Origin of the sequence: Paenibacillus sp. Root52 (assembly GCF_001426865.1) — a bacterium.
GTDB lineage: Bacteria > Bacillota > Bacilli > Paenibacillales > Paenibacillaceae > Paenibacillus.
The window spans coordinates 1-17032 of sequence record NZ_LMFO01000012.1 but is presented as its reverse complement, the minus strand read 5'-3'; the positions used below and the strand labels follow the sequence as shown (position 1 = coordinate 17032).

The following is a 17032-nucleotide window of genomic DNA, read 5'->3' as shown; positions in this document are numbered from 1 at the left end:
CATCTGTCCACCACGGTTGAATATGAGATCTATTTATTACTTTGTACTTAACGATACATTGGCTGTTAACGTCTTATCGATCGTCGTCCAGTTTACATAAGCACCTAGTATTTCATTAATAACAGAAACCGGAACTACGGTTTCGCCATTTAAAAGCTTAGGTACCTTACTATTGAACACTAGTTTATCGTTAATGGAATACACATCTGAACCAATTTGGGCATTTATATTTTTCGTGCCTAATGTGATTTGCGTTGTACGCGTCTTATGATCCCATTCTACTGTGCCACCCAATAGCTCCGAAATGGTTCGAATCGGTACGTAGAACTCATCGTTATGAACAACCGGTTTGATTGACGTACCACCTACATTCATTATAACGTCAACATATTCAAGAAAATCGGTCTTTCGAATGAGTCCATGAACCCCTTTCGTTCGATCTACGACCTGAGATACTTCATAATCCGTTGCGGCCGATAGGTACGCATAAGCCACACTTCGATCCATATCAAGCTTATCGGATAAGAATTGAATCGATTCACGTACGGATTCTTTCATTGCTTCATCCAAATCAGGATCCAGTCCAATGGGAATCCAATAATCCTCTGTTTCAGCAAAGGGTTGCGTGAATTCTCCACTATGCGGTATCGACGGATCACCTTTCTTTAACACCGTTAACCGAACTGTCCCTCTTAAGGAGGCTTCCAATGCAGTTAATGCGACTTCTCCATCTCCTTGAGCAAAGTGTGGATCTCCAGTATAGAATAGCCCGCCTTTAACTTGAATCGGATAATAAATAGTTGAACCAACACCTAACTCATTAATATCCATATTCCCTCCTGTTTCAATAGGTGGGATAGAACTCACAACTTCACTGGTATTTGGCGCAACCCCCATAACACCTAGAAACGGGTTAATTGGGAAACGTACATTCTTGCCAGCTTTTGTTGGTAATAAACCATACCAATTGCCGTTGATTTCTTCAATCGGCGTAAATATAGATACATTATTGTATAATTCCGGTTTTGTTGCGCTAGCCCCCTCTTGCGGGCCTGAATTTTCTGGGAATTCGTTAGGAAGGGCACCTTTACCATGGCGGTTAGAAATGACACCATATGGAACTCGAGTTTGCAACGAAAGGACTTCTACTTTAAGAACATCTCCTGGCATCGCTCCCTCAACCGCTACTGGCCCAGTGATAATATGAGGTCCGTCTTTTACATAATCATGTTGAATCTCAGAAGCCGCAATTGCCTTCGCATCATCCAACACGCCATCGGGTGAGATACCATATTTGCCGAAGTACTCCACTGGATTTCTCCCTTGATCCTCGATCAGTCCCTCATGCGATACCGTATCAAATGTTACAGCACTTCCTGATGGTACAGTAAGAATAGGAGAGCTATCTCGATTAGGCAGTGATCCCCAGCGAATGTTTTCAATCGCAGACGTTACATAATAATCACCTTCTACCTTATCGAAGGTTGTTGGTTGCAGCGGCATACTAAAGCCCACTGAAGGAAGAGCAAATGTCAACATACCTACAATCCCGACTGAAACCCCTAATTTCCTAATCGTTCGGTTAATAAACATTACATCTCCTCCATCACATTATGTAATATTACCTAACACTTAAATACACACTACCATATAAATATATTTACAACAATATTTTTTTGTTAGAAAACTTAACATATTTAGCTATATATTAATATCAACTTATACAAATAAATCGAATGTCATTATACTTTTCATATGTAAGACATATAAAATTTAAATACATCTAGCAAATTTGAGGATACTCCTTTCGAGATTTGGTTGAAGGCATAATCACCTACCCGAACCTGATTGCTCTCAAAAAAGTGGGATTCTTGAATGTGGAGGTGTATTCCGGAGGCGGAGAGATTGAATTAGTTATGAGAGGAATGCGGTGGCTACAGACATGAATAACGTCAAAGAACCCGCGCTCTGCGCAGGTTCTTTGTGTTCGGCTTGGGTGGTGTCCCTCTCGGTACATAGTGCTCTGAGATACTCCGAAACAATTAAAAAGTAAATAGTCACTCTCATTCCACTTCACTGCTGTCGCCTGGAATAAATTCCAGAATGTCTCCAGGCTGACAGTCTAAGATTTCGCAGATTGCTTCCAAGGTAGAGAAGCGGATCGCCTTCACTTTCCCCGTTTTCAGATTGGACAGATTGACATTGGAGATCCCTACCTTATCAGCCAGGTCATTCAATTTCATTTTTTTGTCGGCCAGAACTCGGTCGAGACGTATAATAATCGGCACTGTCATCAGTCTCCATTCTCATAAAGTCGAATCATGCTCTTCCTGCAGAAGAGCGCCATATTTGAAAATCTCGGAGATGAACAGCACGAGTATGCCGATGATAATTCCGATTAAAGAGATACTCCCCAGATTAATGGAGAAGATACGAGTTACGAACAGGCAGATCAGAATGTTGAGAAGCAGCTTCGCCAGCAAAGAATACAGGATAACGGCAACTCCCAGCCTTCTCAGACGAGTGGCATTCGCCAGGCTAAACGGGCTACTTCCGCTAAGTATGCTACCTATTATATAGCGAATCTGGCCAATCGAGTAGATGTAAGTAATGAAGATAAGCGTAGTATTGGTCAAAGTGACGACCAGATAAGCGGTCTTGGCATCGAACATATCAGGATTGATCGGTTGAAAATAAGTGAAAGGCACCATGACACTATTCGTCACAGTATCCGATAATGGTACTGAAAAAAACCAGTGCGCAATTCCCTTCTCTGCAAAGAACAGCTCCTGAGGCTTTAGTCCGATCCATAGTTTGAAACAGACCAACGCAATGAGTAGGGCAATTCCTCCCCAGTATCCGATCATAAGTGCGATGTGCATTCTTTTGAGGCCAGGCTTGGCTCTAAATTCAATTCCGTTCATGAACAATCTCCTTTCCATGTGAACTTACAATATATACTAAATGATTCGTTCACGAAAAACAATAACTATTTAACGATAAACATTAAATGTTTATCGAAGAACTGCTTTAAACTGCTTGATGATGAACGATCTGCTGGCACAACTTCGCACAGACAAGCAGGAAGCCAGAAGTCTCTCCGATGTAATGACCGATGGTTTTGTGAACTGGACGAATGAGCTGAGGAGGCAGGTTGGTTCTAAATCAAACCAAATATAGATTCATTCTGCCGTCATTCTGAAATTCTAGACTGGATTGGGTTAGTACGTTGTAGATGATTGGTTTTATCCCCTAATTCTCTTATAATGGATAAGTTAAAGAATAATATACTATTTTAGGGAGAGAGAGTATGAGAAAGAGTAGTAGACGCTTTATCACCTGGTTTTTGATCGTAGCAGCAATGATGTTGTTTAGTGGGTTGCTACCTATTACAGATGGAAAAGCAGAAGCAGCACAAGAGCGGTTTAAATCCGAATTCGAATTTGAATTCAAGTTTGAGGAAGAAGCATCGATAGTTATACCTCAGGTTCGAGTAACGAAGTTTTATTTTGATGACGGTCGTGTGGAGACTGAACTTCACGAATTTCCAAAGCAGGCACGAGCTGTATCGAAAGACGCTCAATATTTGGAGAGCGCTCGCAAAAAAGATGATCCAGCGCTGAAGCAAACATTTTATCCAGGCTGCGGTTGGGGCTTTGGCACACATGTGATGAACACAGAGAAAGGTCCACTAGCTTTTACGATTTATTGTGATTCAACGACAGACAAACAACCAGATGCAAAAGGTGAAAAGAAGTCAGTAAGCAATCATGTTATCTATAAATATGATCTCGAACGCAATCTTCTAAGCGTGTTGAATCAAGTACAAACATTCGGGGAAAGCCGGCCTCCGTTCCGAATGTATTATGACTTTGGAGGCTATACCTTGCAAGAAGATAACGGAAAAATAAACTATGAAGAACGAAATACCCGAGTCTATTCACTGCTCAGTAACAAACTGCTGGCGCGTATTGCTGGATATCCACAGGAGATTGGCCAAACCTTAAGATACTCCGAGTACACAAAAATATCCAATGATCCAAAAGTTCTCGCTAAAATCGGAAATTATGTAACACATAGGAATAATAATTACATAGGAGAAACAATCATTTTGAATTCAGACGGAACCCGAACAAAAAGCAAGATTCCCGCCGAACTGCCAGACAATGTTTTTTATGAAAATAAAATCGGTTCAATAACTTATGTATCCTATAAAAATCCAAAAAGCGAAAATACCATGGTAGGTTATCGAACTTCTACAAGTGCAGCAATCAAGCCATTATCTCGCGTAGATGCTTCAAGTTCCATACGATTCTCTAAGTACGAACGTTACGTTCTGATTCATCAGCAAACAGCCAAAGAAAAAACGTTAAGAATCATCGATACAAAAACGGCAAAAGTTGTATCCGAAATTCCGGATACTGGCTTTGCAGTATATAGGGAAGTTGGCGATTCAATTCTTTTATTCCAAGCCGAAAAGAAAGATTACTACCTGCACTTGCCAACAGGAATTGTTACCCGTAACATGGAGAATTCTCAATTGGTACAAGCCGATACAGGTGGGTACACGGGCGACCAATCGAAGCTGATTTCCATGCAGGCTCCACCACAAATGCTCGTAAACGGCAAACCGATGCGTTATGCCGGCCAAGGCCCCTTCCTGACCAAGGACAATCGCTGGTACGTAGAAGTGAATGATTTTGCAAAGGCAGCGGATGCTACAGTGTCCAAAACTTCCAGTGGACTTACGATCAATCGCGGTAATTACAAAATGACCGTCTCCAAAACCGATAAAACGGTATTAACCTGGGCTGGACAGACCTTCGTACCATTGGAGACACTAAACGAAAAATTGGGCATGGCTGGAGGTTTCTTGAATTCCCTTTTAGGTAAAGGCTACGAATACAAAGTGCTCCATGTTTTCTCCAAAGATCTGAAAGAAGCAGATGTGATCGCTCGCCCAGATCTGTATGAGGCCATCGAAAATGATTCAGGGAATTATTATTCAATGGAAAATGGTAAACCTGCCGCAAGGCCGTTGTCGGAAGCCAACAGGTATTATTATGATGGAACTAATCTCATCTTCAAAGATGGCTTACTCGTAAATGTAGCTTCTATCTACAATGCGGGTGGCCGTACGTTGCGAAATATTATCTTCGATATCAATAAACTGAAGCATGTCATTGCCGTCTATGGAACGCCGAATGCAACCAAGACCGGAGGACAAATGGTACGCTGGTACGAGGTGGAAGGTAACGTGCTGGTATTCGAAAGTAACACGAATTTGAACAGTGCGTATTATATTGCACGATAAACCATGAATTGCTCCAAGCCCGATTCCTAATAAGGACTCGGGCTTTTTTTATAAATTTACGATGAAATGAATCCTGAATCCCCACTCTCCACCAACTTAACGATCTCGTCCAATTGTCCATCGACCGCCAGCGGTGTGTACATCCACCATTTATCATAGGATACGGTGTGTACGTTACCTTTACGAACAACATTTAAGTTACTCCACACTTCTGATCGACACAACTTACGAAATGCGGCTTCGGCATGCGGATTTTGTCCATTCACCATGACAAACAAGCGATCCGCGTCATAATTGCGGAGTTCTTCGAAAGGCAGCTTGTCCGAGAAGGCATTATGACCGTTATAGTTATTAATGAATTGCTGCACGAGTGGATGAGGGGTCAATTGAAGAGAGCGATGTAGTACATGTCCCATATTTCGGTTACCTGCCACGCGAAAGCCAGTATCATCGATCACCAGTGCAGCATACGTATCATGTAATCCAATAGTGGAAGCAAGTCGTTCCTTGGTTCGGGCAACTCTAAGCTGATGCTGTTCCATCCATTCTCTACTTCTACTCCGTTTGTTAACGACAGCAGATACGCTGTCCAACTGTTGGTATACATCCTGAGATTGCCAAGGGATGCGTACCACTTCCGCAATCGTTGAGAATTGTTCGTACTCTCCTGTCGTCATATGCTCATATCCCAGAATAAGATCAGGCTCCATACCGCGAATCGCTTCCAAGTCGTACGGTTCCCATCCAAACGGTCGAATCTCGGGTAAATAAGGGCGAACATAATCGTTCCGGTACAAATGATAATCAGGTGCTCCAATAGGCGTCATACCCAGCGCAAGCAAATGAGAGGTGAATAGCAGACCGATTACACGCGGCTCACGTTGTTTCATATAAATGCTGGGAGATACTCCTTCTTGCTGTTTGAACCTGCGACTGAAATAAAATTCGTCCTTGAAGCCAACTTGTGTGGCAATCGCGTGCATATCCCGGCTTGATGAGCGAAGTAAACGTTTGGCCTGATCCACTCGTACGCGATGCAAATAATCCATCGGGCTTGTTCCTGTGACCTGTCGGAAAATATGGCTATACTGCCTTGTGCCAACACAGGCCATGGCAGCCAGCTCGCCCACCTTCCAATGTTGCTGGTAATTTCCCTCGATATGAGTGATCGTTCGAAGCACAGCCTCCTTCGTATTGGCAGGCTGATCTGCACATGCCTTAACTGCGAATTGAAAAATCACTTCCTGTAGTAAAATTCCCCGCCTGAAGCGACTCATGCCTTTCTCAATCATCCTTAGCTCGGTAATCTGATCCAGTAATTCCATTAGATTAGCCAAAGGCTGTATGGAAACCAATCGATTCCCAATTGTGGTCAATGGATGTTCCTCGGTCTCTCCATCCCAGTCTGCATCAAATTCCAGCTTGTGTGCATGCACGATCTGCCCTGGCTGTTGTTCCCACGCTATGACCGTGCCAGGAAGAAGCAAAATACTGCTGCTAGGAACAATTGGGAAACGTTGTTCATCCACAACAGCAATACCTTCACCCTCATTCATCACCCATAATGCATAATTGTCCGAAGTGAACATCCGATGTTCTATACCAGAATGAAACGTATGGACTTCAAGCCCAATCCACCGTAAACGTACGTTATCCATGGGTAAATCGAAGCTCTGCCAATCCACAGTTGTTCACCTTCCTCGAATGAAAACGATTCTCATCTACATCTCATTGTATTGTACGATAATTAAGATAAGCAGAAAAGCCCCCTAAACATAGGGAGCTTTTACACTAATTTTTCCTTATTGCTTATGTTGTTTGAACAACTCCACCGCTTCATCCAGCAGAGCATCAGTGGAGAATAACGTGTAAGACCACCATTTGTCATGCGGAACAATGAAGACGTTGCCGTTTTTGACCGCAGGCAGGTTTTGCCATAGCTTGGATTCCTTCATTTGTTCATAGAATTCCGTTGAACCTGGTTGGGTGTCGTTCACCTTAATGATCAAGTAATCCGCAGTAAGCACAGGCAATTTCTCTAGAGATTGTGGCTCGGTGTACACAACGAATCCGTCACTTTTATCAACCTCTTCCTGAACCCATGGCATACGTTTTAATCCGAGCAGATCGTGCAATACAAAGCCCATGTTGCGAGTACCCGCGACTTGGAAGGAATCCTTAAAAATTTCGACAGCCGCTACTGTCTGATCTGCTCCAACAAGACTACTCATTTCGGCTTTGCGTTCTTCTACCTTCGCCTCATGCTTCGTAATCCATTCTTCTGCTTCTGACTTCTTGCCAACGATATCACCGATATATCTCAGTTGATCGTACAGATTATCTTCCCATGGATAGACCACCGTCGGAGCAATCTTCTCTAATTGAGCAATGATGTCCGGTTCGACAAAGGAAGACGCGATGATCAAATCTGGCGTAAGTGCTGTTACAGCTTCCATATTAGGTGGATAGTCCCCAGCGATTTCAACCTTACTAGCCGCATTTTTGAGATAATAATCCTGATCAATCTCATACTGAAGTCCGCCTACTGGCGTAATACCAAGTGCAAGTAATTGCGTCGTTGCACTGATTGAGAAAATACGCTGTGCTTGCACAGGAATCTCTTTGGTCCCTGTAGGATCTGTAAAAGATTTCGTTTGTGGAGCATCAGTGGATGCCACTTCTTCCTGCGTTGTCGTTCCTGTATCCGTTGACGACGAAGCCGTCTGGCTTCCAGTGGATGAACCACTATCGGCTTGCGTGCCACATCCCGTCATAATTAAGATCAACAGCAATACGATTGCTGCAGACATCATGCTATACAACCCTTTTCGTTTCATTAAATGGATCTCCTCGCTATGCAGTATTCAGTAATGAGAATCAATATCACTTAGACTAGAATACTGGACAGACCTCTTCTTTGCACATGGAGAATTCTGCGATTTTTTTTAGATCATTGAGAGGTTGTAAGATCAGGGGATATTAGCATCATCTATCGATCTGATAAATTCCTGAGTCAAGCGGGTAGAGTGTTTATTAGCAAAGTTATGAGGCAGTTCACCTAGTAAACTCCCAAGATCATAAACTTCTACTTTTGAGCCAGTTATCAAAAGCATGGACAAGCCGCAAGCACAATGGCCTTTCGCAAATTGATTCTTTTGATAATAGAAAGGGACATTCCCCTGCCTTTTTAGTGAAACAGGTATATCGCAGGGCGAACTCTGACCAACGATCATTATGCATATGTCAAAAGTCAATCAATTCACTTTCAGCCCGCAATTCTTGCGGGCTTGTTCGTGTGTCACGGGCACTATTTGCCCTTATCATTGCATCGAACAAACACTCCAATGTAAAGCACGCCAAGACTGTACTTCCGCCATCTCAACTTCTCCTCTCTCTAATCAAGTTACGTTTACAAAATTAGATAAAAAGTGATTGTATTCTAGCAAAAATGTGATATGATATCGTCAAGTTAATAAACATCTTAAAGAAAATATGAAAAATAATTACAATTAATTCAGTTTATTTTATGGATCGATGTCATTTAACCTATTGTATTGAAAGCGATCGCAACCAACAACTGGACAGATTATAGCGTTTCTAGCGAAGTCTGGTGATGCAACAATACTGTTGGGTTATAGCTGTCCATTGCCGTCGTGGATATGTACACGCCGAGCATGTCGTATGGCTTGAGCCATAGATGACGTACCTGAGATCCCCTGACGAAAAAAACCTGAACAACGGAGGTGAAGTGAGATCATTCCTGTTTTCACATTTTAACTTATGGAGGCGAAACGTATGATCCGTAAACCCCTTGCCATGCTAATGTCCTTTCTTCTGGTGCTGCTTTTCTTCCCAGCTCATTCAAGCCATGCAGCCAATGCTCCACTTGCCAAACTGCCTGGAAACGCCAACCCCCTTATCGATCATAAATTGGGAGCTGACCCGTATGTGCTCGTACATAATAATCGGGTCTATGTGTACATGACGGGTGATTCCTATCTCTATAACAATGATGGATCCATTAGAGAGAATCAGTATAGTACCATCGGAAGAATCAATGTAATCTCTTCTTCCGATCTGGTGAATTGGACAGACCATGGCTATATACCGGTAGCTGGTGCGAACAATGCTAATAACGGTCAAGGTATAGCGAAGTGGGCTACTCAATCCTGGGCGCCAGCTATGGCGAAGAAAACAATCGGTGGCAGAGATAAATTCTTCCTCTACTTCGCCAATTCCGGTGGCGGCATCGGTGTACTGACAGGTGATTCACCTATTGGGCCTTGGTCAGATCCACTGGGACGCGCACTCCTGACACATAACACACCCGGTATGGCTGGAGTAACCTGGTTATTCGATCCGGCTGTTCTTGTCGATGACGATGGCTCGGCTTATCTCTACGCGGGTGGAGGTATTCCAGACTCCAATAATGCAGCATCCATTGCCAATCCCAAGACAGCTCGGGTGATCCGACTCGGCGCGGATATGATCAGCGTGGTAGGCAGTGCTGTAACGATTGATGCTCCTTATATGTTTGAGGATTCGGGCATCCACAAATACAATGGCAAATATTATTACTCCTATTGCATCAACTTTGCGGGAACACATCCTGCGGCATACCCAAAAGGTGAAATCGGATATATGGTAAGTGACAGCCCAATGGGTCCTTTTACGTATCAAGGACATTTTCTCAAAAATCCTGCAACATTCTTCGGCGTAGGTGGGAATAACCATCATGCCGTGTTCCAGTTCAACAATCAATGGTATGTCGCCTATCACGCACAAACTGTTAGCAAAGCTTTTCTCGGTGATGGCAAAGGATATCGTTCGACGCATATCAATAAACTGACACACAACGCGAATGGAACCATTCAGGAGGTACAAGGCAACATGGCTGGTGTTCCTCAGATTGCTAACGTAAATCCGTATGTACGTGTAGAAGCTGAGACCATTGGCTGGCAAGCGGGAATTACAACTGAACCAAGCCAAGCGAGCGGTGGCCCGGTCGCTAATCAGAACGTAACAAACATTCATAATGGAGACTGGATTGCCGTGAGTAATGTTGATTTTGGCTCAGCAGGTGCTTCGAAATTCAAGGCCAATGTCGCTTCCACCGGAAGTGGTAAAATCGAGGTACGACTGGATAGCCCAACAGGGCCTCTAGTTGGAACGCTGAACGTAAGTTCAACTGGTGGTTCACAGACTTGGAAAGAGCTAGAGACAAATGTGACCAATGCTACGGGTATGCATCACTTGTATCTTGTCTTTACCGGCACGGGGAACGGAAACTTGTTCAACTTGGATTACTGGCAATTTACATCGAGCTCAGGCAACAATCCTAACCCCAACCCCGTCGTGAGCCGTTATGAGACTGAAACGATGACCATCGGTGGCCCCTATGCTGGCCTGATCAGCTCTCCTTTTAATGGTGTAGCCCTATATGCAAATAATGATTATGCGGCATATAATCAATATTTTGCCTTTCCTACCCACAACTTTTCTGTCCGCGGAGCTTCCAACAACAATAATACCGCCCGCGTCGATCTGGTGATTGGTGGAGTAACAGCTGGTTCCTTCTACTTCACTGGAACCCAACCCACAGTGCAGACACTGTCGAACGTTACCCACGCCACAGGGAATCAGGAGGTTAAACTGGTGGTCACCACAGATAACGGCACATGGGATGCATACATCGACTACCTTGAACATTCCCAATAGAAGCAGCTTGTTATCATGGCTTCTTTTGAAGCTTGCTTTGGTGACTTGCTGGCAATAGGAGTTAGGCAAAATTCATTGAACTCGTTAGACGAGAATCCAGTTGGTACTGGAGAGGATGAACAAGCATAAGCCCGCGATGATCGCGGGCTTATATACATTCTACAACTAATATAATCATTGAATATCAACAGTATATGCGGAAGCCAAAAGCTCAGCATAGCTGTCATAACCAACCACAATATAATGCTTCAGCTGCAGCCGATTACGTGGGTCGTATTTCCCCCGTTCTTGTACAAGCCACTCCGAAGTGTGTACCTGGTATACCCCCGTATCTGGATTAGTCCCGATTAACTCGTAAGTATCGTAGTTGACCTCATAGAAATTAAGTGTGATACACCGAAGCTCAGCGACATTGGAAAAATTCAGCTGCATCTGGTGATACTTCATTTCTCCGGATTCTTCGAGCGGTGTAACATCAACGTTAATACTCACGCCATTCTGTTCTGTATAACGAACCTCCATCTCGGTTGTAGAGATTCGGCAGTCTAATCGTTCTGGTTCCAATGAAAGCATGAACCATATCCTCCTCCGTCTGGCTTAAGCTGCTATTTGTTAGAGGTCGTCCACACAAAAACCCCTCTATAATAGACAGATTAATGGACTTTCTTTTCTCTGTCTATTATAGAGGTTTCATATCAAGTACTACGTTACCCCTAAGCATGATCCGCAAGGAGCTCCCTGTTTATGAATTTTATACAAAGTTTGAAATTCTGTTAAGTGATAGTAAGACTACCGCTTGCATATCCGGCCAAGGTTGTAGCCACATCAATTCCGGCTGTTACGGATGCCGAGAACACCATAAGCAGACGGTCACCCGCAGCTACTGGAACACTCAGTCCCGTGGTCAATCCGCTGGATATTGTGCCCAGTGCCAAAACGCCGGTCAGTGGAGGAGCCAAGGTAACCAATGCACCAGGTACAGCTGTAAAGGTGTTATTAGGTGTAGTGGAATGGAACAGTTGTGCAGTTATGGTTACTGTAGATCCAACCAAGCTAAGCCCAGCTGTCGTGCTGAAATAGGCAGCCAGTGAAGTAATCGTTCCTGCACGAGATGCTGAGAAAGCGAAGTTAAGCAAGGTGCCTGCAGCGCCCGTGAGATCAATAATGCCTCCGTTAACACTTATTCCTGTGGCACTGTTACCAAAACCAACTAAACTGGAGGTATTTAAAAGTCCACCTAATACTGTAGTCAACGCGACTGGAAGTCCCGATGCATAAGGAATGATCGCTCCAGAACCTGCCGCACCTGTCGCTCCCGTTGTACCCGGTGCTCCCGTTACTCCTGTTGTACCCGCGGTGCCTGTTGCTCCGGTCACTCCTGTCGTACCCGCTGTGCCTGTTGCTCCCGTTACTCCTGTCGTACCCGCCGTGCCGGTCGCTCCGGTCACTCCGGCTGTACCCGGTGTACCTGTTGCTCCGGTCACTCCGGTTGTACCCGCCGTACCTGTTGCTCCAGTCACTCCTGTCGTACCCGCCGTACCTGTTGCTCCTGTTGCTCCCGTTGAACCCGTTGAACCCGCCGCACCTGGCGTGCCTGTTGCTCCCGTTGAACCCGCCGTACCTGGCGTGCCTGTTGCTCCAGTCGCTCCTGTAGACCCGGTTGCGCCGGTGATGCTTGGGATTTCACCTATCAATTCTGAAGAAACCAAACGATGAGCTGCTACCAAAGAGCCTGTGCTGCTTTTTCCCCATACGGATACTTGAACAGGATCATTAACCACCGCTGTTGTTGAAAAGGTAAACTCGAACGCATCAAAATTAGCAAAATAATTGTTGGTTATCACTTGATTTGGTGCAATGTCGAACGACTCACTGACATATAGAATCCTGGATCCATCAGTCATATAATACCCTTGTAGTTGTATGGTTGAAGTTACGGTATCGCTTCGATTATCAATTCTGATCGTAACCGACTGAGTCGGTCTTACACCGTTAACGGAATTATTTTCTATTGGTCCTGTTGACAAAAAACTCATCGCCACATCCTCCTCTTGTGAGTGAACCCCTTTTGCTAGATATCCTTAACTATGTTTTCGTGTACCACTATTCGGTGTGCATCAACTAATTGCCCAGACTCTTGTTTGCCCCACACTGAAATCCCTACTTCCCCCACACCTTCCGCACTAGTTTCAAAAACAAACTCAAAAGCATCCAAATCTGCGAAATAATTTTTGCTCACGACTTCGTTAGGTGCAATACTGATTGCTTCATGCACATACAGCGTCCTTGTTGTGCTTATTACATAACCTTGCAAATAAACTGTTACAGAATCTGCAGTAGCGCGATTTACCAATCTAATCGTTACCTGTTGTGTCGGTCTAACGCCAGAAATGGGGCTGTTTTCTATCGGCCCAGTTGATAAAACACTCATTTTCTCCATCCCACCTTTTTTATGAACATCTAACTCTGGAGGTATTTTGTATATCGGAACAATAAGCCAACAGTGCGGACAAAAGACAGTGGGCACATTCGCCGTTATCAATAAACAATAACAGTCTGCACCCAGTGCTTAGCTATAAAAGGCTGGATTATGTACAGCAAGGAGAAGAAATAATGCTAGTGCAACAATAAAGTTTTTTCATTGTTATCCGCAGGTTGACTCTTTGTGTCTTAACCAAAATCAATTCCAGAAGAAACTAAACGACTGTTCCCATTAAATTATATGGAAACAGCCGCAGCTTAAGACTTTTTTTCGTGTCTACTTGTTCAGTTTTTTATGTAATCTAACGTGCTGTTCCTTATGTCTGACTCTACAATCTCCGCAACATGTCCTTTTTCTTCAAACCGTTTTTCTTGGCGGTAGCTTCCCAAAAGGAGCGCTTTGCTGCCCATTTCCATGCAAAACGTGGAAAGTTTGGACTGAAAAAGCGAGATTGTCCTGTCCCTTGTGTATTAATATGGTGTGCAAGTTCTTGTATGGCTCTGCCGAGATTCCGAAGAGGGCCATGCCCGAGTGGAACCTTTTCGAGAAATCCCAGCATTTCACCGCCACCTTGACCAAGACCCTGTCCAAAGGTTACCCCTGAGCGCTGACACCAATTTTGAATGATTTCAATAGCAATTTGATTTTGGTGTCCCTCATAAAACCCATTGTTCATCATGACATATAGATAAATATCCTTGTTACGTTCTGTTCTCATAAATTTCTCTAAGGTCACAAGCATGCTAAATAAATGGGATGGCAAGCCGTCCACGTATAGTGGCGATGCAATAACCAGTACATCCATGTCACATAGTTCAATGTACTGTACGTCTGTAAGTGCTCTCTGGCGAATCGGGAAGTGTGTAACTTCATGCTCTTCATGGATAAGAGGCTCCAAAGCTTGCAGCATGAAGGCAGAGTTACTTTGTCTTACTTTGGGGCTTCCGTTAATCATCGCGATTTTCATTGCATCATCCCCCTAACATCTTGGGCGTGTGTGTGAAAGAACACACTGTTATTGGTAGAAGCCCAGTTAAGACTATTGGCAGCAACAAGCTTCTTCGCAGTTTCCTTCTCATTTTCCATAATGTCTTCACCATAAAAATGGACAGACAAGGCGAAGCGATTTTTGTACCGTTGCTTATGGTGAGTTTCCCCGTTCTTCGTAACGAAGTAAGGCAACACGTAAGAGATACTTCTGTTAAGAACATTAAGCACAAAAGGGCTATAGCTTCCATACATGCACTCGCTGACAATGATCAGCTCATCGATTTTGGAGAGACGTTCTCCCATGTGCTGATATTCATCCCTTATAATACATACGCCAGGTGTTCTGGTCCAGCATCCAAAACAGCCAACACACTTGCGAATGGAGCCAATGTTGGTGACAACGTCCAGCTCCAAAGCATTTGTAGGATTATATATCTGACTCAACTGCTGTTCAGGCAAATCGTGAATTAGCATTTTCATTATTTTCCCTCCTGAAATGGGGTTTGGATCGTGATATAATCACGCCAATTTCCAGAGAAACGAACACCATTGTTAGTGAGCAGCGAAGCTATGCCGTGCACCATCGCCCACAAAGCAATTAACTGTTGTGGACATTGCTCCTCGGGAAGGCCGACGGAACGAAACATACGATATGCAGTCGTGCGAAACAGTACAAACGGCGGATAATCATCTTGGTCATAGTTATCTAGATTAATTGAGATTTTAGAATGATAGAACAAGAACTGAAAATAAGGTGGATGATCCACAAAAAAATCAATGTACGCCTGACCCAACAAGGAGACGGCTTCGCGGCTGTCCTCCTGTCCATCAATGGAGGTGTGAAGCTTGTCCATAAATTGTGCTGTCACATGCTCCCCCATAGCAGCAAGTAGTTCATCCACATTTTCAAAATGACTATAGGGCGCAGTGTGACTAACGTTGCATTTTGCAGCAACCCGACGCAGCGAGAAGCTCTTTAAGCCATCCTCGTTAATCAGTCGAATACCTGCTTCAATCAGTTGACCTCGCAGATTGCCATGGTGATACGGCTTTTCCTTCATAAAATCTAAGTCCTCCCTTCTCAATAACTTAACACTGTAAAGATTGTATCATATTATCTTTACAGTGTTAAGTTTAATTTGCGAATGAATACATTAACATTCCTCCGTCAGTAAAACTACCATTGTTTCTTGCAAAATTTGGAGCTATATATCACTAGATGATATAGTAAAACCTGTAATCCTTTTTTAGAAATTAATATCTTATACATATGACGGATTGTAATATGAAGTGCGACACCCGCTGGAAATAAATAAAAAAATGGCCCATGGCCGGATTCGTGTAGAATGAAGGTTCCTACACCACATTCACACAAGGAGAATCCACCATGAGCTACACACATCTTAGCATAGCTGAGCGCAGCAAGCTAGAAATCCTACATCGNTGACGGATTGTAATATGAAGTGCGACACCCGCTGGAAATAAATAAAAAAATGGCCCATGGCCGGATTCGTGTAGAATGAAGGTTCCTACACCACATTCACACAAGGAGAATCCACCATGAGCTACACACATCTTAGCATAGTTGAGCGCAGCAAGCTAGAAATCCTCCATCGACAAGGTCAAAGTTCAAGAGCCATCGCAAAAGAATTAGGAAGGCATCCTTCGACGATTTGTCGTGAATTGGATCGTGCTACTTCATTGCAACCCTATCACGCAGAGCAGGCTCAGAGCGCTTATGTCGAGCGTCGTCAAGCTTCAATCTCACCTGGTAAATGGTCCGAAGCCATAGCGATTTCCTTGGAGGAAAAACTGCAAGCAACGTGGTCTCCAGAGCAAATCACGGAACGTTTCCGTATCCAAGGCCTGCCGTCGGTTTCCTTTAAAACCATCTATCGCTGGCTCTACGCTGGGCGTCTGGTTCGAAGTACGTTACAGGTCCTTCGACACAAAGGGAAGCGTCAGAAACCTGCAGAAACTCGAGGTAAACTCGCGATTGGCAGATCGATTTCAGATCGTCCTAAAGAGGTTCGTTCCCGGGAAACGTTTGGGCACTGGGAACTGGATACCGTCGTATCGGGTCGTGGGAAAAGTAAAGGATGCGTAGCCACGCTCATTGAACGCAAAACCCGTCTATATACCGCCATTCTCATGCCTGATCGCACCGCTTTGTCCATGGAAATTGCGCTTGGTGTAGCCATCTCACAGTATCCCACAGGCACTTTCCTCACAGCCACGGCTGACCGAGGAAAGGAGTTTGCATGCTATGCCAATCTGGAAAAAAGCTATGATCTGCACGTTTATTTTGCTGATCCATACTCGTCTTGGCAACGCGGTTCCAATGAAAATGCGAATGGCTTACTTCGAGAGTTTTTCCCGAAAGGCACTGATTTCGCTAAAGTCGAGGATGAGGATCTCGCCAGTTCACTAGATCTAATTAACCACAGACCACGAAAATGCTTGGGTTGGAGAACCGCTCACGAATCTTTCACAGAGGAACTGTCGCACTTGGTTTGACAATCTGTCGT

Annotated in this window: 15 protein-coding genes; 4 read left to right on the top strand and 11 right to left on the bottom strand. The window is 44.1% G+C overall.

Features of this window, described 5'->3' with window-relative positions:
- Positions 1-36 precede the first annotated feature (36 nt).
- The 3 genes from ASD24_RS11530 to ASD24_RS11520 all read right to left on the bottom strand — a co-directional run bounded on the left by ASD24_RS11530 (position 37) and on the right by ASD24_RS11520 (position 2924).
- Positions 37-1593, bottom strand: coding sequence for an acetamidase/formamidase family protein (locus ASD24_RS11530; protein WP_082560378.1), 1557 nt, complete (start codon positions 1591-1593; stop codon positions 37-39).
- A 470-nt stretch (positions 1594-2063) separates the two neighbouring features.
- A complete protein-coding gene (locus ASD24_RS11525; RefSeq protein ID WP_056695667.1) occupies positions 2064-2288 on the bottom strand; it encodes a helix-turn-helix domain-containing protein in 225 nt (74 codons plus the stop codon).
- An 18-nt stretch (positions 2289-2306) separates the two neighbouring features.
- Entirely contained in the window at positions 2307-2924 is a 618-nt protein-coding gene (locus ASD24_RS11520; protein WP_056695664.1) for a DUF2975 domain-containing protein, read from the bottom strand.
- Between the two features lie 118 nt (positions 2925-3042).
- Between ASD24_RS11520 and ASD24_RS31005 the strand changes: the two genes are divergently transcribed.
- Complete coding sequence (locus tag ASD24_RS31005; protein ID WP_156395434.1) at positions 3043-3180, top strand: hypothetical protein; 138 nt, start codon at positions 3043-3045, stop codon at positions 3178-3180.
- 130 nt (positions 3181-3310) lie between these two features.
- Positions 3311-5314: a hypothetical protein gene (locus tag ASD24_RS11515; protein WP_056695661.1), complete on the top strand. Its 2004-nt coding sequence runs from the start codon at positions 3311-3313 to the stop codon at positions 5312-5314.
- A gap of 56 nt (positions 5315-5370) precedes the next feature.
- On the opposite strand, the gene ASD24_RS11510 is transcribed toward ASD24_RS11515, so the two are convergent.
- Together ASD24_RS11510 and ASD24_RS11505 are read right to left on the bottom strand one after the other, a co-directional pair.
- Entirely contained in the window at positions 5371-6999 is a 1629-nt protein-coding gene (locus ASD24_RS11510; RefSeq protein ID WP_056695659.1) for a helix-turn-helix domain-containing protein, read from the bottom strand.
- Positions 7000-7116: 117 nt separating this feature from the next.
- Positions 7117-8151 (bottom strand): ABC transporter substrate-binding protein, encoded by a 1035-nt coding sequence (locus ASD24_RS11505; protein WP_056695655.1) that lies wholly within the window; start codon positions 8149-8151, stop codon positions 7117-7119.
- A gap of 958 nt (positions 8152-9109) precedes the next feature.
- Between ASD24_RS11505 and ASD24_RS11500 the strand changes: the two genes are divergently transcribed.
- On the top strand, positions 9110-11032 hold the full coding sequence (locus ASD24_RS11500) for a carbohydrate-binding protein (protein ID WP_056695652.1): 1923 nt from the start codon (positions 9110-9112) through the stop codon (positions 11030-11032).
- A 174-nt stretch (positions 11033-11206) separates the two neighbouring features.
- Here the strand turns inward: ASD24_RS11500 and ASD24_RS11495 are convergent, their stop codons facing one another.
- The 6 genes from ASD24_RS11495 to ASD24_RS11470 form a co-directional block, all read right to left on the bottom strand.
- The gene (locus tag ASD24_RS11495) at positions 11207-11605 is read right to left on the bottom strand and encodes a hypothetical protein (protein WP_056695648.1); all 399 of its coding nucleotides are present in this window, start codon (positions 11603-11605) and stop codon (positions 11207-11209) included.
- 200 nt (positions 11606-11805) lie between these two features.
- Positions 11806-13068, bottom strand: coding sequence for an exosporium glycoprotein BclB-related protein (locus ASD24_RS11490; RefSeq protein ID WP_056695645.1), 1263 nt, complete (start codon positions 13066-13068; stop codon positions 11806-11808).
- 35 nt (positions 13069-13103) lie between these two features.
- Positions 13104-13463, bottom strand: a complete 360-nt coding sequence (locus ASD24_RS11485) for a hypothetical protein (RefSeq protein WP_056695642.1) — start codon at positions 13461-13463, stop codon at positions 13104-13106.
- A gap of 379 nt (positions 13464-13842) precedes the next feature.
- Entirely contained in the window at positions 13843-14481 is a 639-nt protein-coding gene (locus ASD24_RS11480; RefSeq protein WP_056695640.1) for a hypothetical protein, read from the bottom strand.
- Complete coding sequence (locus tag ASD24_RS11475; RefSeq protein WP_056695638.1) at positions 14478-14984, bottom strand: hypothetical protein; 507 nt, start codon at positions 14982-14984, stop codon at positions 14478-14480. The genes ASD24_RS11480 and ASD24_RS11475 overlap by 4 nt, the downstream gene beginning before the upstream one ends.
- Positions 14984-15565 (bottom strand): TetR/AcrR family transcriptional regulator, encoded by a 582-nt coding sequence (locus ASD24_RS11470; protein ID WP_056695636.1) that lies wholly within the window; start codon positions 15563-15565, stop codon positions 14984-14986. The genes ASD24_RS11475 and ASD24_RS11470 overlap by 1 nt, the downstream gene beginning before the upstream one ends.
- Positions 15566-16064: 499 nt before the next feature.
- On the opposite strand from ASD24_RS11470, the gene ASD24_RS11465 reads away from it, so the two are divergent.
- The gene (locus ASD24_RS11465) at positions 16065-17021 is read left to right on the top strand and encodes an IS30 family transposase (protein ID WP_056695635.1); all 957 of its coding nucleotides are present in this window, start codon (positions 16065-16067) and stop codon (positions 17019-17021) included.
- The last annotated feature ends 11 nt before the right edge of the window (positions 17022-17032 follow it).